Here is a 19,234-nt window from a genome sequence, read left to right as displayed (position 1 = left end):
CGTTCGTGACCTATGAGAGACTCTAGCAGTGGCGAATGAGGTGCTCGCTCTTGCTGAAGGACCATCATTCCTGCAAGCGGTCAAACCGAACCCACTCCTGCGGCCCGATGTTTGTGTTCGCGGTCTTAACCTCCAACACCTTGATAGTTTCGCCCGGTGTGATGACGTCGATCGGGTCGCCCCATCCGCCACCCGAAGGGCCCGGGCGTATATTTACATGTATTTTTGCTATCAAAACATCGTCTGGGGCCACGGGCGACCCAGCTCCGGTTGGGGAAATGCGGTCGAAGTAAGAGGAGGCCCCACCGGGATCACGGAGGGCGGCCCAACTCGTCGACTCGATGACAGGATGTTTGAACTTCGCGGAATCGCCGATCTCTGCGAGAAGCAGCTTTTGTTCATCATAGGGAGAGCCGTTCCCAATGTAGGTAAGCACGACGCCCGGTGCACTGCTATCGCGGTCGTGCAAGACCTTCGAGTCCCAACTGATCATCCAATTGCGATCGTCGGTGACGATTGTGTTTGCAAGCGCGTCCGCGGAGGATCTGTACTCCTCGAGCCGCTGCCTGGAATCTTCTAGCCACTGCTTGGCGTCGGCACAGGACGATTTGACTGCATCCATGCAGAATGTGTCCGACTTTGCCTTTGCAGGGTCGACGTACTCCTTGGTTACATATGCTTGGCCCGCCTGCACAATGACCGATCCTCCCCCCTGAGCTGCCGCATTGAGGATGTCCTCTCGGTTGCCGCCTGCAGCAGCAATTGCTATTCCACGTATCGACGCGGCGGCTGCGGCCTTCTTGGCGACCTCAGTTGCCGTCGCGGCTGGCATCGTATTGACCTGCGCGTATCCTTCACTAACAGCATAAGTATAAGCTCCCGCCCTGAGCGCTGCTTCTACATTGTGTCCCGACGAGTTATAGGCCCACCAGGCGGCAAAGGCGGCCGCTCCGGCCGGTCCTCCGGAAGTGCTTGCGACAACCTGGGCGGCTTGGCGTGCTTGTTCGCTCTCCTGCATGAACTTTGCTGCATTTTGGTTGTCCACCGCCAGTTTGTCTGTGCCGAGATGCCAAATTGCGTCAACGACCTTACCCTCGCGGATCCGGCTACCGGCTCTCGATAGCCCGTCTCGGTAACCGTCGACGGTCCTTTGTGCATATCGGACGGAGGCATGGACCGCATCCACGATATCATTGGCGGCCTTGACGTGAGTCTTCACGGCGTCATTTATGCTCTTTTCTGGATTCGTTAGTGCATTCGAGATTGCCGTCTGCATTTCCTTATCGAACTTAGCTCCTATTGCTTGGAAGTTTTGCGCAGCGGCAATAAGGTCTTGATTACCGGAAGTTCTTGCCGCTTCGAGCACTAGGTCTGCTCCCGGAAATGCGGACTTTACAACATCCGACGGCTTTAGCTTCGTCGGATTAGGCAAGGCTGGTGGAACGGGCACGGGCGGCACCACGTCCGAAACACAAACGCAGGTCTGTCCCAAGTTGAACGGGGGCACGCCGTTGGGCACGCATTGATTATGTTTGCCAGTCGAGCAGGAATAGGCTGCCTCAGTTGCTATTGATATCAGAGCACCAGCAATAAGAATTGACCGCATACCCACAGCCCTCTCCAAAATCCAGATACAATCAAAGGTAGATAGAGATCCAATTGTGGTCCAATGAAGCTTGCATGACGTCTATTGCAATGACAGCCGCCAATGGAAGCTCGTCACGATCGTGGCTTGCGCCTATCGCGATGAGCAAAGAATCGTTGCACGTCAGCGGGTGACTTACCGATCACAGGCTCTGTCGACTTCCGCATCTGTCCCTTCGACGACCTGTAGCGATGCGCCGCTCTGTAAGCATGTTTGGCCTGTAAGGTTCCGTTAGCCGCGGGATCGGTCCGTCACACGATAAGTCCAGGCCGGAGGCGTATTGTGGCGCCGACGCAGATCGGTGGATGATCATTGATGTCCCAACAGCCAGAAGCGCGCAAGACTGTGATTTGGCGGCGCGTGATCAGCATGTCGAGGACTGAGCAGGTATCTAGCGCATGAACAATGAGCTGATGAACGCTGATGAATAATGGCTGATCACCATTTTGGCACGACTGCCCGAAGGTTTGAAGAGACAAAGGTCGTGAGAGGTCTGCACGGCGGTCCGGTTTGATTCCGCACTGCCGTGCGGACGCGTGTAATGCGGGGTAATCAGGATCGCTTTCTCTTGCTCGGCGCAGGGGACGGCGAAGTACCGGCCGTCATACGGTCAATTCGCTGCTGCGGTCGTGCGTTCGGATAGCATTCGGCGGAGACGGATTTCCAGCGCCCGCGAGATCCGGCATGACGGAGCTCCCGGCTATTCCGAGACCGTCGTACGAGTTGCGCTTTGTTCGGTTGCGTTCTCCATCAAGGTCATCGCGTTGCTCCATCGACACAGTCCCTTTCGGAGAAATAGACATCATCGCATACACGCAACGTCACATCGAGTTATTCGATGATCGTCATCCGGCTGTAGCAGTTCGATCTTTTAAGGTCCTGCACAACAGTGGACACGTCCAAACGGGATAGGCGATCTCATTGCCGTGCTCAGCAGCGCTTTCATGATGTGGGGTAACGGCGATGGCATCCGTATTGATTGACAGGGTCGTGAAGAACTACGGGCGGACGCCTGTCTTGCGTGATGTGTCGCTATCGATCGCGGATGGTGAGTTCCTGACGTTGCTCGGACCTTCGGGCTGTGGGAAGTCTACACTGTTGCGTCTGCTGGCGGGGCTCGAGGTACAGGATGCAGGGTCGATCTTGATCGGCGGCCGAGCGGTCGACGGTCTCAGGCCGAAGCAGCGCGACGTTGCAATGGTGTTCCAGTCCTACGCTCTCTATCCGCACATGACGGTTGCGTCCAACATTGCGCTGCCGCTACGGATGCGGCGGCTCACAGCCATCGAGAGGCTTCCCCTTCTCGGCCGTCTCATCCCAGGAAGAGCGCGGATCGCTGCTGAAATCGACGTGGAAGTCGCCCGTACCGCCGAATCGCTGGGCATAAGCCATTTGCTGACCCGCAAACCGGGGCAGCTCTCCGGCGGACAGCGCCAGCGCGTGGCGGTCGGCCGGGCAATGGTGCGCCGTCCGGCTGTCTTTCTGATGGACGAGCCACTGTCCAATCTCGACAGCAAGCTGCGTGTCCAGATGCGCGCCGAAATCAAGGAACTGCATCAGCGTCTCGGAGGCACCTTCGTCTATGTCACCCATGACCAGGCCGAGGCCATGACGCTGTCGGACCGGGTCGCGATGATGCTCGACGGCGAGTTGCTGCAGGTGGCTCCGCCGCAGGATATCTATGGCGATCCCGATGACCGACGCATCGCAGAATTCATCGGCTCGCCCAAGATCAACATACTCGACGGCGTGATGCGCGAACGCGGCCTGATCGATGTGGCCGGATCGACGCTCAAAATCGAGGAAGCTGCGCTTCCCGGCATCCATCTCAACCTCGGAATCCGTCCCGAGGCTTTTCATCTTGCCGACCAGCGCGGGCAGGGCGCGCTGACCGGTTCGGTTCGCGTGATCGAGCACATCGGCTCCGATCTCTTCGTCCATCTGGATCTGCCCGGCCCCGACCAGCCGCTGGTCGCAAGGCTACCGGCCGAATGCGCGTTTCGTATCGTTCCTGGCCAGACCTTGCATGTCGCCGTCCGCCCGGATCGGGTGCTTCTTTTTACGCCCGATGGACGGCGGTTGCGCCGGGAAGCGGAATCCGGTCCGGCGTCGGTCACGCCGCTCCGGGAGGCCGCTCGATGAGCGGATCTCGTGCTGATTCTGGCGTCCTCGGCGGCCCCTCCGTGAGCGGCGGAGCGCAAATATTCCGATCTCTCGCCGCCTCATGGGCGCGCAGACGTGTCGTTAGCGAAGCGCTGACGGCTTGGACGCTCGCCGGGCCGGCAGTCTTCTTTCTGCTCATGCTCTTCTGCCTGCCTGTGATCGGCGTCTTTGTTATCGCGCTTACCGACTGGCGGTTCGGCGCGCCGACGCTCTCCTTCGTCGGGCTTGCCAACTTCCGCGAGGTCATTGCCGACGAGGGCTTTAGGATCCCGCTTCGCAACACCGTCATCTACTTGCTGGTCGTCGTGCCGGGCACTGTCGGTCTCGGTCTTCTGATCGCTCTTTTGATCGAAAGCCGCAAGTCCTGCCGCTCCTTCTATCGCGCGATTCACTTTCTGCCCTTCATGGCGACGATGTCGGCCATGGCGATCGTCTGGGAGGCGCTGCTGCATCCGACCATCGGTCTCGTCAGCCAGACATTGTCCGCCATCGGATTGCCGACCGCCAACTGGCTGCGCGATGAGCACACCGTTCTGCCGGCGATTGCTGCGATAGGCATCTGGCAGAATCTCGGTTTCGCAATGGTGCTGTTCCTCGCGGGCCTCAAGAGCATCCCGAAGGACATCTATGATGCGGCCGAGGTCGACGGAGCTGACCTATGGCTGGACCGTCTGCGCACCGTCACGCTGCCGATGCTCGGCCCTGTCTCAATGTTCGTCGTCATCGTTGTGGCGCTGAGGGCGTTCGCGTCCTTCGACACCGTCAAAGTACTTACCCAAGGAGGCCCGGGGCACGCCTCCGACATGCTTCTTTACACGCTCTATCGAGAAAGTTTCGAATATCTGCGCACCGGATATGGCGCCGCAATCGCCGTCGTCTTTCTGGCCATCGTCGTGACCCTCACCCTCATTCAGGCTCACGTCATGGACAGGAAGGTGCACTACCAATGAGCACCAGAGCGCCTCTCAAAGGCCTGTTGTCGCCGGCGGCGTTCGTCCGGCATGCAGTTCTGCTCGCCACCGGCACCCTCATCCTCGTCCCGTTCGTCTGGATGGTGTCGCTGTCAATCAAGCCGCCGGGCGAGATCTTCCGGGCCAGCTTTTCCTTCTGGCCTGTCCAGTTCTATGGGCTCGAGAACTACACCAAGGCGCTGACCAGGGCGCCGCTGCCGCGCTATCTCGGCAACGGCTTCATTGTGTGCGCTTTGATCCTGGCGCTGCAGATCCTTCTTTGTGCCCCGTGCGCCTATGTGCTTGCCAAACTCCGCTTTGCCGGCCGCGGTGCGCTCTTCGGCCTCGTGCTGATCGGGCTGCTCCTGCCGCATCAAGTGCTTTCGCTGCCGCTCTTCATCCTCGGCTATCAGCTCGGTGTCCTCAACACCTATGCCGCGCTCGTCTTGCCCTATGTGGTCTCGCCGTTCGGCATCTTCCTGTTCCGCCAGTTCTTCAAGACCATTCCTGATGACGTCGTTCACGCCGCGCGGCTCGATGGTCTTTCCGAATTCGCGATCATCTGGAAGATCATGGTGCCCATGGCGTTGCCTGCCGTAATCGCCTTCGCAATCTTCTCCATGGTCTCGCATTGGAACGATCTGTTCTGGCCGCTGATCGCGGTGCACGATCAATCGCTGATGCCGCCGCCTCTCGGTATCGTGGCCTTCAAGAGTGAGGAGGCCGGTACCGACTACGGCCCGCTCATGGCCGCCACAACGCTCGTGGTCCTGCCCCTCATCCTTGCCTTCCTCGCCGCACAGCGTTGGTTCGTCGAAGGTTTGGCGGAAGGAGCAATCAAGTAACAGAAACAGCCTCTTGGATGTTGTGCCCAACTCCGCCTCACAGCCTAGCGCGTCCACAAGATCCGCTGCGGGGGGGGGGGAATACAGAATATTTCCCAAAATGGAGCAAAGCAGATGTGGATCTCGATGAAAATGATTGTTGTCGCCTCCCTCGCTACGGCACTTGTTGGAGCCATAGCGAGCCCGGCGAACGCAGAGGACGGCAGAACGTTAAGGGTAACTGCGGCCTCCTCCGACCTCAACGCGATGTGGGTCGAACTGGCGAGAACGTTTGAGAGAGAGCAGCCCGGCGTCAAGGTCGAACTGGATAATTCGAACAGAGGCTATGACGATCTCGTTCAGGCAACTCTGCGCGCCTCCCTTACGGGCTCATTACCGGATGTGTCGTTTCAGGGCGCCAATCGTCTGCGGATCTATACCGATCGAAACCTCGCCGTTCCGCTCAACCGCTTCCTGGATGCTGACGCCGGTGACGCTCGAAACGCGCTTTCTCCGGCGGTCACAAAAATCGGAGCGTCAAAGGGTGACACCTACGCGCTAGGCTTCGGCGTCGCGGAACCTGTCGTGTTCTACAATGTCGACCTCCTCGCCAAAGCAGGCGGCGATCCTTCTCACCTGCCGACCGGTTGGGACGAGATTATCAGACTTGGCTCCAGTATCACAAAGCTGGGCGAGGGGAATGTCGGACTTATTTTTCAGTACGATAGTGAGGACTTCTTCTGGGATGCTCTGCTCTTCAGTCAAAATGCAGCGATGATGAATTCTGATGAAAGCAAGATCACGTTCGATGGCCCGGAGGGTCTAAAGGCCCTGGAGATCATCAAGCGGATCGGCCAATCCGGACAAGCGGCCGTTGACATGTCGAAAGACCAAGCTCGCGCTTTGTTTGCCGCCGGCAAGGTCGGCATCATTTTCGACTCCAACTCTAATCAGCTGCGTTTTGAAGAGGACAGCAGAAACAAATTCAAGATGGCTGTCGGCAGATTTCCGCTGATGGCGCATAACGGAACACTTCCCGCGGCCGGATCGATCGCAATGATGTTTGCGACCAAACCCGAGCAACAGAAACTGGCATGGGAGTTCATGAAGTTTGCGAGCGGGCCAGCCGGACAAAAGATTGTAGCGCTCAAATCCGGATGGCTGCCGGCGAACGACTTCGCCACCCGCGATTCGAGAGAGCTCTCCGACCACTTTGCACAGAACGCAAACTACAAGGCCAGCCTTGATCAGTTACCCATTCTTCAGGGTTGGTACGCGTTTCCAGGAGAGAGCGCGGCAAAGGTGACCAAGGTCATCGTGGACGGTATGCGCTCTGTCATCACGCTTCAGAGGCCGCCCGAAGCGGGGCTCGAAGCAATGGCATCGCAAGCTCGAAAGCTTCTCGGCGTCAAATGATGTTCGAGCCTGGCACGCAAACTGAAGTGATCGATAGTGCAGGCCTTTATCCTGACGAACGACGTAGGATGGACCGCGCCATTCCCTATGTCGAATGGAGCCGTCAGGGGAGAAAAGAGTGCGCCTTGGTGCTCTTTCTAACCGGAGGGGGTCATTTGGGACGGATTTCGTATGGTTATCCTGACGGCGATCCCAAGAATTTTCTCGCCCACTGGCTCAATCTGGCGGGGTACAATTTGGTTGTGCCATCACCTCCGATCGAACATTCTTTGTTCAACGGTCCTGTTTCCGGGCTGGACGTGACAACCTGGTCGGAAGTCATGATCGATCTTGTCGAAGCAAAGCTACAAGCATGGGAGCTGAAGCCGCGTGTTCTGGTCGTCGGCTGGAGTATGGCCGGCAGATTTATTTCACGTCTGGCGGCTACAGCCTCCACAAGAGGCATCAAGATAGAGGCATTCGTAAGCCTGGCGGCAACGCCACCCCTTCCGGGTCTCTCGCCGGTAAATCTCGAGCAAACACCCCTTTCGAGACAGGGCTTCCGATCTTTCATCGGCCCATCCGACAGCGACCCCGTCAATCGCTGTTGGCTGGCTTCTCTATCGGAGCAGGAGCGCATCGAGGGGAAGTCGATCATTCCGCCGGAGGTATATCTACAGCAGTTCGTTGGCAATTCACCCCTAAATCTGCATGGTGAAGCTCTCCGCTGGCGCAATGGGCGGATGCAACACTCCCTATCAGATGCGTCGAATGACGTGATGGCCATGGAATTTAAAGGTGCACCGCTATGCGCAGCCATCATTCCGACTGCACCGAGTGATAGGCACCACCTGCTAACCGATCAGGCCAACTGGTCCTTCTTCAATGCCAACGTGATCGCGGCACGCGCCGCCTCATGCGCTCCTGAGAGCCTAGATAAAGTCCGCTCGCTGGTTCTCTCGCTGCCGCAACGGCTGTCGCGAGAGGCGATGGGAGGGCATTTCTTTTTCGTCGGCGCGAAGGGAGCCCGCGCCACCGCTCAGGCCATTCTCGCACTCCACACCGAAGCGCTCGCTGTCGAATCTGAATTGAAATCGTGCTCGTGCTGAGAACCGCGCTGCCACGTTGTTTCGTTTAACTGCCCGTTTGCCGCAAATGGTCGAACTAAGGAGTTCGCTGCGCATTCGCAATGCCGGACTTATTGTCGAGCGAACCAAACGAAAATCCAAGCGAAATGCTCGTGTTCGTTCGCCGCAATCGTTCCTTAGCTCTGTCGCGGGTGATTGCGCAAAGACCCTCGGTAGGCGGCATTGGTACAGCGCGTCCTCGACTTTTTGGCGGAGATTTCGCGGTTGTTAGGTCCAGCTGCCAACCACAAGACCGGCGCGTGGGGGCCTGACGCGCTATTGCGCGACGGGCAGGGCGATCGTCACCTCCGCTGACCATGGAAACGCGACCGTTCCATCCATTGAAGCATATCGCTCAAAGAGCAAGCGGTGCCATCTCATCGTGTCTTCCAGGCCGTTTCTCTCAACAATCTTCTTAGTGTCGCTACGGGACAAGCTCAGGCCCTGGAACTGTTCCCATGTCAAGAGGTCGTCCCAATAGAGCACGAAATGCTGGACCTTGCGAAACAGAGGCGATGATTTGAGCTCATGCACGAAATTGGCGGGTGCATAGTGTCCGTCGTTGCCCTCAAAGCCACCGGTCACGAAACCAGGAATATACTTCTCGTGGTAGCGCTCGTACTCTTGAAGCAGATGGCTTCGATCCAGATCTCGTCGTATCATGAGCACCGCGATAAGGCCTGATGGGGTCAGGACCCGGTTTGCTTCCGCATAAAACTTGGGTCGATCAAACCACGTCGCGGCACTCGCTGCGGTTACCAGTGCAATGGTTCCGTTTCCGGCTGGAAGCCGTTCCGCGCTGCCCGACATGTGCTTGATGTTCGAGATGCCCAAGGATTCGGAGATGGCTTTCCGGCGCATATCGGCGTTCGGTTCGAGCGCAATAATAGTCGCAGATTGGGGCAATAGCGTCGCCAATTGCCTGGTAAAGATGCCTGTGCCACTACCGATATCGAGCACAGAGAAAGCGCAAGGCGCAGCCCGTCTCACGCGCTCCGCAACGAAGCTGACGATTTCGTCGGGGTAATGCGGCCGATAGCTATCATACGCATCAGCAAGCCCAGTGTAGGACGAGTGCGTATCCGCCGGTTGACCGCGCATCTCTCACCTCCGATCGGCTCTGCGGAAGGTGAAGCGCCCGCTTGGATCGATCCGTCGCAGGTCCTGCGATGGTGTGCTGGGCGTCATTTGGAATAGCCACGGTGCTTGGATGCGCGAGGCAACAAATCTGCCGCTCTCGACCGGGGGCTTCACATGAAAAGCGTCCTGGTTCTGTTAAAAGCGCATCCGTGAGAGCAGAGTAGCTTCGCAATTTTTGCAGAGCCAAAGCCTCTCTCGTCGTCTCAATGTTCAAATAGATAGCTCTCATCGCAATCAACTACCCACGTTGGTGGTTGATTGAGATGGCAATTGCTCCTCTATGGATTGGCTGAGGAGGCCGACGAAGCGGTATCGGAGAAGCAAAAGAACGATCACGTTCGGCCGGTAGTTATGTCAAGCCAAATGAACCATCATAGTGGATCAACGCTGCCTTGCAGTGGTTCGCACCTCGTTGAGAAGGGCGGCAGCCGGAGAGGCTCTTGAGCGACGAGGAGAGTCGGATCTTGCCAAGTGCGCGGGTCGGGATCCGGAGCGAGCGAGAGAAGGCTACGCATAGTTTCGTGAGGCGATATCTCGTCGATCAGATTTGCATTCGAGAGCCACTGTTGACCTCGTCACTGAGCGCGGTCTCGCGGTTCAGTTCGATTTGTTCCAGTTGGCCTTTGAGTCAACTGCGAAGACAGTCAGGAGGCGAAAGCATGGATACAGTTGGCAACTATACCGTTGTCGCATTACGCTGCTCACTTCAACTGGAAACGACAAATGAATATCTCTGGCAATCCTCAGCATGGGGAGCCAATCAGCCTTATAAGAACCACTCCGCCGACTCCAGAGTGGATGGGGGCGGAGCTGTCGAGGACGCTCTTTGAGATATCTGAGCGAAGCGACGTTGCCACACTGTTGAGGTATCATCGCTTTCGGGGAACAGAGTCCGATCGTCAAGCTGGAGCGGCGTGGTTAGCCAAGCGCTTCGGAGCTGCGCCGTCGATTGACCGGATCATCGTCACGAACGGAACTCAAAGTGGTCTCCTGATCACATTGGCAAACGTGGTTGGAAGCGGCAATGTGCTGCTGACAGAGAACTTGAGCTATTACGGTTTGCGGCGGATTGCCGGCTTCTTGAACATTTCCGTCAAGGGCATCGAGATGGATGACGACGGTGCGGCGCCCGAGGCGTTCGAGGATGCGTGCAGAAAGCTCAATCCCAAAGCGTTATTCCTTACGCCGACACTGCATAACCCGACCACTATCACCATGTCGCATGAACGACGGCTCGCGCTCGCCGATGTCGCCAGACGATACGGCGTCGCGATTATCGAGGATGACGTTTACGGACTCCTTCCACCGGAAGCGCCGCCACCGATCAGCGCGTTAGCGCCTGACGTCACCTGGTACGCGGCGGGCCTGGCAAAGTGCATTGGCCCCGGCTTGAAGATTGCCTATCTGTTGATGCCGTCCATTGAGGCGGCCACAAGCGCGTTTGATCTCTTTCAGACCACCTCGACATGGCATGTCGCCCCCCTGTCTGCTTTGGTCGCTCAAAGCTGGATTGCCGATGGCACCGCAGAGAAAGTGCTGCTCGCCGTGCGCCGTGAGGCGGTCGCGCGACAGGAGATGGCCGCAAGATCGTTCATTCATGCAACCTATCTGACCAAACCGGAATCACTACACATGTGGTTGGCGCTTCCGCACAGATGGACGCAGCAGAGCTTTGTCAGCGCAGCGGCCGAGGCCGGAGTGTTGGTTCGGTCCGGAAGCATGTTCGCGCTCGATGAAGCGAGTTCGCCTTTGGCCATTCGTATCGTCCTGGGTAGCCCCGAAAGTCGTGCCAGCCTTGGAGAAGCCTTGACGGCGCTCAGACCTCTTGTGAACGAGAGCAGGTAACGTCCCGGAAACCGGAAGGCCGTTGCAGGCATCGGCGCAACCAGTTTCGATCTTGCAACGCATGAGCAGGAAAGCTCTGCCTCGACCTGAGATGCAGCGCGAGGTTCAGGGCTTAGAGCTGATGAGTTGCCTGCCGCTCGAGCAAAGGCCCTTGCCATGCTCATCGCAGAGCCACCGAAAGATCCGCTTCGCGGCATCGGGCGAGTCGAACTGATAGCCTAACCTGGTCCTCGATTTCTGTCGACTATTGGCGACCTTAGCCCGCTAGCGTGGTTGCCATCGGTGCTGCTCGAAGGCGTAAACTGGATTGAGGCGGCAGTAGCCACCTGTACCCGATGCTGTGGCCATGCACTGGCCATAGGTCGAGAACTGGCACGTACCCGGGTATCCCCAGGCACGCCCTTGCAGACAATAAGTGTCTTGTATGGCGGGAAGCACGTATTCCGCACGATTTCGGGCATCGGCGCTCGAATACGATCCAAAGCTGGCCAAGGCGGAAACTATGATCGCAATGATGAACTGAAGGTAGCGCATGGACGCCTCCATACCCATAATCTTATTCCCTATAACTTATTCAAGCCTAAACCGTCCGTTTTGTACATTCACAGCTTGGTCAAATCCGAATGTCCGGGCGCGGTCTGCCGGGCGTCAGATCTCTGTGATGGGCGTCTTTCAAACGGGCGAGCAAGGAGCCCGCAATAGGTGGTGCCAAGTCGGCGACAAACATCATTGAAAGGGAAGAGCGAGGATCGATTGCGTGCACCGTTGACGGGTGACTTGCGGCCGGTGACGCAGGACAAATGCATTATTCCTGCTTCTGATAATCAGATTCGCATCTTTCTCCAATCTTGTAGGTCTAAAGCGCAGGTATACGGCATTGGTAACCTACTGAGCCGTGTGACGAGCGCTCTGCCTTCACCGATCTCAATTGTGAGCTTGGTCTGTTCCTGAGATGAGGCAGGTTTGAGCTGTCGAGATGTCGGCCGGCCAAAGTAAGCTGCCGAGCTACGGGTTAGCGAAATTTGCCAGGACGTTGAAAAATGCAATGACAAACCTTAGGTGGTTGTTGTATTATTCTGCCACCCGGTTTAAAAATGCTGTTTCCTTGTTCGAGACCGTCATTAGCCGTTAGGCAAGCGTATTCGGACTCTCTCGCGCCTCACTACCGAATTGATCAGCGCTGCCCGCGTATAAGCGGGTGGGTGAAGTATTTTCTGCTCATTGCATGGAGCGTAAAGATGCCCCTGAAGATTGTTCTTTCCCTCACATTGTTCCTTGCCGCAGCGTTTGTTGCTCCGGTTTCCTCACAGGCTGCAAAAGTGGGTGAGGCGTGCGGCGGGTTCGGCGGCATCAAATGTGACCGGGGACTTTGGTGCGATCCAACGCCTGGCCAATGTGGTTTCGCTGATGCTTCGGGGGTATGCGTCAAGGTCGGTCAGTTCTGCCCACAGTCCCGTGCGAAAGCGCTCGTTCCGGTTTGCGGTTGTGACGGAAAAACATACAACAATGACTGCGAGCGGCAGAAGAAGCACGTCGGCAAGAAGAACGACGGACGCTGTTGATCACGAACCAGAAGCCCATCACTACGCGCCCTCCATACTCGTTCATTGGCATGCGTGGCTAAGAAGGCCGTGATCGTTCCATCTAATCAGGATCTTCTTTGCGGATGAGGGCAACATGATCTCAACAAAGATAATTGGTGCATGTGGTGCAATTCTGGTCCTTGCAGCGGCTAATGGTGCAGCTGCTGCCGATCTTCGCGTCTATCGCCCCGATGGCAGTTTGCAATGCAACCTCGGCCAGGCTCGTACTCTCGATCAAGACAAGGCTGTGCTGGAAAGTCTTGGAGCCCACGTGATTAGCCAAGAAAAGAAGCCGTTGCCATTCAAGATCATCCAAGCGTGCGGTGCCCCGACGGGGCAGGCGAACACCTACGTGATCAGCGAAGCTGATTGGCAAAAGATCCGGCGCGGATTTGTTGGTCCAGCGAAGTTTGGATTATGGATATTCGATTCGAAGACTGCGGTTGTCTACAAATATGACGGAACCATCCTGTGTGCCGAGGGCAGCGGGATCAAGCTTGACGAGATGGCCAAGGAGCTCACGAGTGCCGGAATTGCGATTGTCAGTCAAAAGAAAGCCACTGACGGATTGATGCACATACAGCTGTGCGGATCGATCACGGGCAGCGTGAACGCATACGAGATTGCATCTTCCGACCTGCAGAAAGCGCTGGATCTCGGCTTCTCCTATTTGATCACGCCTCAAACAGCACCATCCATTGTCGGCGAAGCGGATTCCAAGAAGAAGGCGCTCGCCGCACCTAGCCCACGAAGCGAAGGTTGGCCTTTGCCATGGCCGTTCCCGTGGTAAGCGCCTCCATTCTGGTTTGCGTGTATTTTTGAAGGAGAATGCGCCATGTTCATTCGTCCTATAATGGCTTTGGTCCTCGCTATAAGCATGTTTGACGTTGGCTTTGCGTCTGCTGATCAGCGCTCGGAGAGATTGTCCCATATCAGGATTGCTCAAGAGAAGACCCCCTGCCCGCAGGTCATCCATTGCGGGACTAAGGACGGCGTGGTCAAAGAATATCCGACCCGCTGTGCCGCAGAGGAAGATGGAGCGACGAATATTGCGCCAAAGACGGGCCCCACGTGCCCAGCGGCGCAATAGAAGAGCGGCGAGCAATTGCACTCGAATATGTCAGCACGTGCGAGCCAGTGTTGCTGCGCCCTTTCGAGCCCGCAGGACCAGCACATCTCTATATCAAGGGTTTAGTGATGTAACGTCGAGGGATCGGATTTTCAGCTGGGCGGCGGTGCCTGCATGACCCAGGCTATCGGAGGAGAGCACCGACAGGATGGCGTCTGCGGAATTTATCCACGCCCGATCTTCGCATTCCAAGGGGCAGGTTTCCGAGACTTCGGCGTCGCGCGACGTGGTGATGGGGAAGGTAACGGTGAGCGAAACCGGCGCGAAAAGCACGGGGAGGGACGCCCGCCCGGCTGCAATGAAAACGCGTGGCTGGTCGCGCCCGCGTGCTCGGCTCTTGTCCGCATGCTGAGGTCACCGAAAGATTCGCGGTGCCGGGCCAGGGGCAAGCGCCGCTCAATGTCTTCTCAATTCCCGCGGCCGAAGAACGAGTTCTCCAGATCATGATCAGCCTCGGTGTTTGAACCTAAAACCGGTCAGATCTCGACGGCTGCCAAGCAGCACGTTTGGATCAAGCGACACACCAGGGACTATGTTAAACCGGATTCGTTTTCAATGTAAGATCAGGCGTTTTTTCGGTCCGCACGTGCTGGTTGTCGTTGCGGCGCTTGCTCCGGGATTGTTGGTGGGGGAGGAGTACAGGACATGGTTTGCCGGGCCGATTGGTTGCGCCGCATCGCTGTCGCATCGCTCGTTATGACGCTGGTGCCGCTCAAGGCCGCCCAGGCCGCTAGTATGGGGTTTAGGATCAATCCGCCCTCCATCTCGGAGTTGAATGGCGCAAAGGATGTCCTGAAGCCGGCGGAGCAGGCGATCGTCGGGACTGCCGTGAAGAGCGCAATGCCGGTCTTCATTTTCATCCCGGGCATTCTCGGCTCCGCCCTTTCACGCACCGTTGCAGGCCGTGACGTCATGTTCTGGGGGAAGTTCTCAGCAAGCGACTTCGTTCAGGATAACCCCGCTTTCAAATACACGGATGGCGAAGCGGTCAGCACCAAGGTGCTCGATACGCTTTACGCGCCGCTCAAGAACATCGATATTTACGGCAAGGCTTATGCTGAACTCAGTATGATCATGGGACCTGCGAATGTGCTGCGGTTCTCCTATGATTGGCGGCAATCGAATATTCGTAGCGCGAGCGACTTCTCGCGCTGGCTATGCCGGGATGACGTTCGGACTATCGTCAAAGGACGCCCCGTGGTCTTTCTGGCCCACAGCATGGGCGGACTGGTGCTCAAATACTGGCTTGAACATAGCTATGCCGGCGAACATTGCCCGGCCGATACCGACACATTTGAAGCCTGGATGCCGATTCAAAAGCTTGTCTTTGCGGGGACACCGAACTACGGCGCCCCGAAAGCGGTACTGTCCTTCTCGAGAGGCGAAACACTCTATGTCGATCCGGCCAACGACGGACCGTTGTGGCGCGCGCTCGTTGCTCTTGATATGAACACCATCTCGCGCAATCTCAATAAATACGGCATCCGCTATCCGAGCGCCTATCAGCTGCTGCCGGTCGTCAACACCACGGCGTGTTTCTCGCGACCCGGCTGGGAGACCGATCTCGAATTCCGAACGGCAAATGACGTCCAGGCCAACATCGATCTTTTTGAGCCTAGATCCTGGAGCTTGCTTGGCTGGCCGGCCCAGCTGTCCAGCCAGGAGCGTGAACAGTTCAATGCGATTGAATTGCCAGCTCTTCTGAGCGAGGCGCGGACATTCCTGTGCGACGTCGCGGCCTATGATGTGGACCGCGCCTTCGAAGGTAAGGTCGTGCACTTTTCCGGTTTGGACCAGAAGACGGTTTGCAAGATCCTGTTCAAGGCGCCGGATTACCAGGGGGACTACGTTCCAGGCATGTGCCCCGGAGATGGCACCGTTCCGAACTGGATCGCTGCCGATGTTTTCCATCTCAAGGCCGGACAGCCATCTGATCGGCAGCCGCATGCTGCGCTCATGTCGGCGGTCGAGTTCTCGGCGTTTCTAGCGCAATTGCACAATGAGATCTATTCGAACCTCACGCTGAAAGCGACGGAACTCGAGGGTGGGACCCAGACAATCACCAAGCTGTTCACTCAACTCCACTATTTGCCGCACGCCGATCCCACGATGCCTGCACTGCAAACGGCCGCAATCGCCAAGGTCGCCGACCAGGTGGTGGCCGATCTCGCGCTCTCTCCGGGCAAGGATATCCTACGTTTCGCTGAGGATAAGTCGGTTCTGCCCACCGATCGCTCAAACGCGTTCCTAATCTACTCGAATCTCTCGAGTGTCACATCGGCCCAGCGTGCCCAGGCAATCAAAAGCGCAGCGGAGATCAAGCTCGATACGCAGGACTGGTATCAATCCTTTGAGCTGTCAAAAAGCGCGCTCGGCTGGGCCGATGCTGTGCCAGCGTCCAATCCTGCTTCTGAAAAGATGCGTCACGTAAAATCGCAGGCCGCCTTCACGGCGGCGATCGCCTCTGCGCGCCTTGGCAATCGATCCACGGCAATGCAGTTTCGCCGTCTGGCCATAGAAAGCGGAAACAAGAAGGCGATCAATGTCGAGTTGCCGTTCCCGACCGGCCCGTCAGCCTTTGAGCTTCATTGAAGGTTGCTGCCACAACATGGGTTTTGCGCGTCTGATCGGTCTTGATCGGCTCGCGGCATCGGCACTGCTTCGACCCCGGCTACTCCCAGCATACCTCTGCACGGATTGTTTCCGTGCCGTTTGGTGCATTGACACGGTGGCAGGGCGCGCCTGCTCTTGGCCATCCCATTTCCAGACGGCACCGGTCGTACGCTACGCCGATCTGCCGACAAGGTGGCGCTCGCCGTAAAACCGGAACGCTACCCTGCGTTCGGCTTCCTTACGCACCGTGCTTCGCGCTTTTGACCGCTTGGCTCGATCCGCCTTGAGAAAGCGTTTCGACGAAAATGAAAGGCATGCACGGCGTACGTGGTCAGGCGCTCTCTTTCGAGGTCGTCTCGCGAGTAACGAAACCATCCGTTCCAACCGGCGCCGCGCGACCGTAGCGGGCGAAGAGGCGAACGACCGAATTGAATTCATATGCTCGGATGTACTCCCAAAGCGCGGCACGATCCTCATTGGAGAGATGATTGATTCTGTCGCCGGATTGCGGAATTTCGCCGAGCAGGACCAGCCAATACGAGAACAGGTCGCGGAAACCGACGGCTCCGATCACGTCATAGCGTATCAGATGCTCGATCCGTTCCAACCAGAGCAGAAAGTTGTCGAAAGCGGAGCGGACGGCGAGGTTTCGGTCCGTGAATAAATTAGTTTCAGTTTGCTCGGCCTGCTGCAGCTTCCAGTGCACGGCCAGCGCTTTGGGCAGCTCACCCACGTCGAAGATCTGGCCCTTCAGCGTTTCCTCCTTCCAGAATGGGGCGGTGCCATAGTCCAACACGCGCATGACGAAACGGACATCCGCGTCTTCAAAGAATTCCTTGGTCTGGTCGGATGCCGCCAAGGCGCGTTCGCGCTGACGGGCCAGGTTCGCCTGCTCGCTGTTCATGCGATATTGATAGAGGCCGAAGGCAAAGCCGGCCGCGGTCAGAGCCAGGCCGATCAGTGCTGCCGCATTCGAGTCGGACATTGCTATCTCCTCTCGACACTAGTGAGCGGTGTCGTCCTTGCCGCTTCCCTTGTAAGCCTTCGTCCCCAAGTAAGCCGCATGGCTGATCAAAAGCACCGATGTGAAGGCACCTCCCGGGTCGGGCAGGCTCTGAATTCCAGTCAGCATCACATCCGGCGTGACTCCGCGGAGCTGCTCGACGAGCATCGCGAAGTATCCGAGAACCAGCGTGACGGTGAGCACAACATTCTGCAGCCGAGAAATATCGACATCCCCCACGTCGGACACGTGTTCACCGATGAAAACGTCAGCGAGCGATGCCTTGGTCGGGTCCGAACGGACCTCGACGGCGGAAGAATCGCGCGATGACCTCGGCAAGGCGCGATCGGACTGGTCGTTGCTATCTTTTGGCCTGCCACCGATTGTCGTGATCAGATCGGATGGAGAGCCGGCCATTCCGAATGCCTTCGTGTTCAGGATCAATGCCGAGATCATCGGCGAGGCAAAGGCGATCCCGAGCGCGGCGGCGATGGATGCCGGAATCTGTGGGAACGTACCTGGTCCGCTGAGGCCCACGTTGAAGAGCGCCGCGGTGGCGAAGCCGCCCAGCGCCACGATGGTCCAGAGGGTCACTTGCGCGCGTGTCAGCGATGCCCGGTTGCGCTCGTCGATCCAGATACCGACGATGCGCCCTTTGGTACCGAGGCCAAGTGCGATGGCGAGCCCTGCGATACCGAGCGTCATGGCGAGAAATTGCACGATGATCGATCTCGTGCCCGGCGTGTCGCGCAGTCCGAGAACCGCATTCGCGATACCGGACAGAAAGGACGTATTCGGCGTGATCGCGATGATGCCGGCATCCACCGCGCTGCGCACGACAAGTTCGCACGACAATGTCGCGTCGGTTGCGGCTGAGCCGTCTGTTTCCGGCGGCTTCTTCGGCGGTGTAGCCGCATTCGTGTCCAACGCCGCAGGCCCGTGGTCGAGGCAGCTGCGGATCGTGGCGAGAGCCGCGCCGACCTTCGGTCCGTACGGTACAGTCGGCTGGACAGGAGCTGCCTGCGCTGGCGCGGCCGGTGGTGTTGCCGTGGCGGAAACCGCGGCCGGCTTTACGTATTTGCCGCCGACATCGAGGAAACTGCAGACGCTCCGCTTCCAGCTGGGAAGCAGAATCGCATCCGCGACGCAATTGTCGGCCAGCTTGTCGAGCAAGCGGTATTGGACGTCGAGATTTCGGAGTTGGGTTCGCAGGCTGCCGTCGTCCTGTCCCGACCATATCGCCGAAACGCCACCGAAAACGAAGATCAGTGCCGCGATCGACCCGAGGCCCCAGGCGAAGACCCTCCTACCTTTTGGAACGCTCCATGATCGCGGCGCCAGTCCGGTCAGGCTATAGGAGGAGGTGAGGCCGAGTTTGCCGCGAGCATCTTCGCTTGTTCCATAGAGGCGGTATGTCAGGCCGGATCTGTCCTGAAACTCGAGGCCCTCTGTCGTGCCGCTCTTGTAGATCCATTCGGGCGGTGTGCCGATGTCGTTAGACGGAGCGCCGTTTCGATCAATCCGCCAGAGCGCTGCTTGCTTGGGCAAGGCGGCTGAACCGTCGTAACGGTTTTGCGAGACCTTTTCGGCAATGGTCTTCATTGCCGTGTAGTTGGCCGCTTCGTCGGCTGGAACCATATCGCCGGCGGTTTTCATTTGGTCCTGGAGTCCGTTCCAGCGTGCGGTCACCGCGATGCTGGCGACAACCGACCAGAGGCGCTCCAATGATTTCGCTCCGTCCGTTCCCTTCGCGGTCAAGCCGCTCGTTTCTCCCAAAATAATCTTGGCGAGCCGTTCCACGTCCCCGTCAGCCATTT

The 19,234-nt window shown here is 57.8% G+C and carries 14 protein-coding genes; 9 read left to right on the top strand and 5 right to left on the bottom strand.

Translation table 11 applies throughout. From position 1 onward, the window contains the following. Window positions 1-64 precede the first annotated feature (64 nt). On the bottom strand, window positions 65-1,366 hold the full coding sequence (locus tag ACVWZM_RS09070; RefSeq protein ID WP_456852734.1) for a hypothetical protein: 1,302 nt from the start codon (window positions 1,364-1,366) through the stop codon (window positions 65-67). Window positions 1,367-2,608: 1,242 nt separating this feature from the next. Here ACVWZM_RS09070 and ACVWZM_RS09065 point away from each other — a divergent pair. The 5 genes from ACVWZM_RS09065 to ACVWZM_RS09045 all read left to right on the top strand — a co-directional run bounded on the left by ACVWZM_RS09065 (window position 2,609) and on the right by ACVWZM_RS09045 (window position 8,086). Next, a complete protein-coding gene (locus ACVWZM_RS09065; RefSeq protein WP_456852732.1) occupies window positions 2,609-3,787 on the top strand; it encodes an ABC transporter ATP-binding protein in 1,179 nt (392 codons plus the stop codon). 158 nt (window positions 3,788-3,945) lie between these two features. Continuing rightward, entirely contained in the window at window positions 3,946-4,758 is an 813-nt protein-coding gene (locus ACVWZM_RS09060; RefSeq protein ID WP_456856656.1) for a carbohydrate ABC transporter permease, read from the top strand. After that, window positions 4,755-5,603 carry a carbohydrate ABC transporter permease gene (locus tag ACVWZM_RS09055; protein ID WP_456852730.1) on the top strand — a complete coding sequence of 283 codons (849 nt, stop codon included), beginning with the start codon at window positions 4,755-4,757 and terminating at the stop codon, window positions 5,601-5,603. The genes ACVWZM_RS09060 and ACVWZM_RS09055 overlap by 4 nt, the downstream gene beginning before the upstream one ends. Window positions 5,604-5,717: 114 nt before the next feature. Beyond that, a complete protein-coding gene (locus tag ACVWZM_RS09050) occupies window positions 5,718-6,998 on the top strand; it encodes an extracellular solute-binding protein (RefSeq protein WP_456852728.1) in 1,281 nt (426 codons plus the stop codon). 68 nt (window positions 6,999-7,066) lie between these two features. After that, complete coding sequence (locus ACVWZM_RS09045; RefSeq protein ID WP_456852726.1) at window positions 7,067-8,086, top strand: hypothetical protein; 1,020 nt, start codon at window positions 7,067-7,069, stop codon at window positions 8,084-8,086. 294 nt (window positions 8,087-8,380) lie between these two features. On the opposite strand, the gene ACVWZM_RS09040 is transcribed toward ACVWZM_RS09045, so the two are convergent. Further along, entirely contained in the window at window positions 8,381-9,205 is an 825-nt protein-coding gene (locus ACVWZM_RS09040) for a class I SAM-dependent methyltransferase (RefSeq protein ID WP_456852724.1), read from the bottom strand. Window positions 9,206-9,967: 762 nt separating this feature from the next. Here ACVWZM_RS09040 and ACVWZM_RS09035 point away from each other — a divergent pair. Beyond that, complete coding sequence (locus ACVWZM_RS09035) at window positions 9,968-11,089, top strand: aminotransferase-like domain-containing protein (RefSeq protein WP_456852722.1); 1,122 nt, start codon at window positions 9,968-9,970, stop codon at window positions 11,087-11,089. A gap of 264 nt (window positions 11,090-11,353) precedes the next feature. On the opposite strand, the gene ACVWZM_RS09030 is transcribed toward ACVWZM_RS09035, so the two are convergent. Continuing rightward, window positions 11,354-11,623, bottom strand: coding sequence for a DUF3551 domain-containing protein (locus ACVWZM_RS09030; protein ID WP_456852720.1), 270 nt, complete (start codon window positions 11,621-11,623; stop codon window positions 11,354-11,356). A gap of 704 nt (window positions 11,624-12,327) precedes the next feature. On the opposite strand from ACVWZM_RS09030, the gene ACVWZM_RS09025 reads away from it, so the two are divergent. The 3 genes from ACVWZM_RS09025 to ACVWZM_RS09015 all read left to right on the top strand — a co-directional run bounded on the left by ACVWZM_RS09025 (window position 12,328) and on the right by ACVWZM_RS09015 (window position 16,393). Continuing rightward, window positions 12,328-12,651: a Kazal domain-containing protein gene (locus tag ACVWZM_RS09025; RefSeq protein WP_456852718.1), complete on the top strand. Its 324-nt coding sequence runs from the start codon at window positions 12,328-12,330 to the stop codon at window positions 12,649-12,651. Between the two features lie 115 nt (window positions 12,652-12,766). Continuing rightward, window positions 12,767-13,462 (top strand): hypothetical protein, encoded by a 696-nt coding sequence (locus tag ACVWZM_RS09020; RefSeq protein ID WP_456852716.1) that lies wholly within the window; start codon window positions 12,767-12,769, stop codon window positions 13,460-13,462. Between the two features lie 984 nt (window positions 13,463-14,446). Continuing rightward, complete coding sequence (locus ACVWZM_RS09015) at window positions 14,447-16,393, top strand: esterase/lipase family protein (protein ID WP_456852714.1); 1,947 nt, start codon at window positions 14,447-14,449, stop codon at window positions 16,391-16,393. A 352-nt stretch (window positions 16,394-16,745) separates the two neighbouring features. Here ACVWZM_RS09015 and ACVWZM_RS09010 read toward each other — a convergent pair whose 3' ends face one another. Together ACVWZM_RS09010 and ACVWZM_RS09005 are read right to left on the bottom strand one after the other, a co-directional pair. Further along, on the bottom strand, window positions 16,746-17,399 hold the full coding sequence (locus ACVWZM_RS09010; protein WP_456852712.1) for a hypothetical protein: 654 nt from the start codon (window positions 17,397-17,399) through the stop codon (window positions 16,746-16,748). Between the two features lie 18 nt (window positions 17,400-17,417). After that, entirely contained in the window at window positions 17,418-19,232 is a 1,815-nt protein-coding gene (locus tag ACVWZM_RS09005) for a hypothetical protein (protein ID WP_456852710.1), read from the bottom strand. Between the last annotated feature and the right edge of the window lie 2 nt (window positions 19,233-19,234).

This window comes from Bradyrhizobium sp. USDA 4501, assembly GCF_054062115.1.
This window is presented reverse-complemented; position numbering and strand designations above follow the sequence as displayed.

What these genes read in the sequence shown, in the direction of transcription:
- ACVWZM_RS09065 (WP_456852732.1), top strand. Translation starts at nt 2,609, where the DNA reads ATGGCATCCGTATTGATTGACAGGGTCGTGAAGAACTACGGGCGGACG.
- ACVWZM_RS09060 (WP_456856656.1), top strand. Translation starts at nt 3,946, where the DNA reads ATGCTCTTCTGCCTGCCTGTGATCGGCGTCTTTGTTATCGCGCTTACC.
- ACVWZM_RS09055 (WP_456852730.1), top strand. Translation starts at nt 4,755, where the DNA reads ATGAGCACCAGAGCGCCTCTCAAAGGCCTGTTGTCGCCGGCGGCGTTC.
- ACVWZM_RS09050 (WP_456852728.1), top strand. Translation starts at nt 5,718, where the DNA reads ATGTGGATCTCGATGAAAATGATTGTTGTCGCCTCCCTCGCTACGGCA.
- ACVWZM_RS09045 (WP_456852726.1), top strand. Translation starts at nt 7,067, where the DNA reads ATGGACCGCGCCATTCCCTATGTCGAATGGAGCCGTCAGGGGAGAAAA.
- ACVWZM_RS09040 (WP_456852724.1), bottom strand. Translation starts at nt 9,205, where the DNA reads ATGCGCGGTCAACCGGCGGATACGCACTCGTCCTACACTGGGCTTGCT.
- ACVWZM_RS09035 (WP_456852722.1), top strand. Translation starts at nt 9,968, where the DNA reads ATGAATATCTCTGGCAATCCTCAGCATGGGGAGCCAATCAGCCTTATA.
- ACVWZM_RS09030 (WP_456852720.1), bottom strand. Translation starts at nt 11,623, where the DNA reads ATGCGCTACCTTCAGTTCATCATTGCGATCATAGTTTCCGCCTTGGCC.
- ACVWZM_RS09025 (WP_456852718.1), top strand. Translation starts at nt 12,328, where the DNA reads ATGCCCCTGAAGATTGTTCTTTCCCTCACATTGTTCCTTGCCGCAGCG.
- ACVWZM_RS09020 (WP_456852716.1), top strand. Translation starts at nt 12,767, where the DNA reads ATGATCTCAACAAAGATAATTGGTGCATGTGGTGCAATTCTGGTCCTT.
- ACVWZM_RS09015 (WP_456852714.1), top strand. Translation starts at nt 14,447, where the DNA reads ATGGTTTGCCGGGCCGATTGGTTGCGCCGCATCGCTGTCGCATCGCTC.
- ACVWZM_RS09010 (WP_456852712.1), bottom strand. Translation starts at nt 17,399, where the DNA reads ATGTCCGACTCGAATGCGGCAGCACTGATCGGCCTGGCTCTGACCGCG.
- ACVWZM_RS09005 (WP_456852710.1), bottom strand. Translation starts at nt 19,232, where the DNA reads ATGGCTGACGGGGACGTGGAACGGCTCGCCAAGATTATTTTGGGAGAA.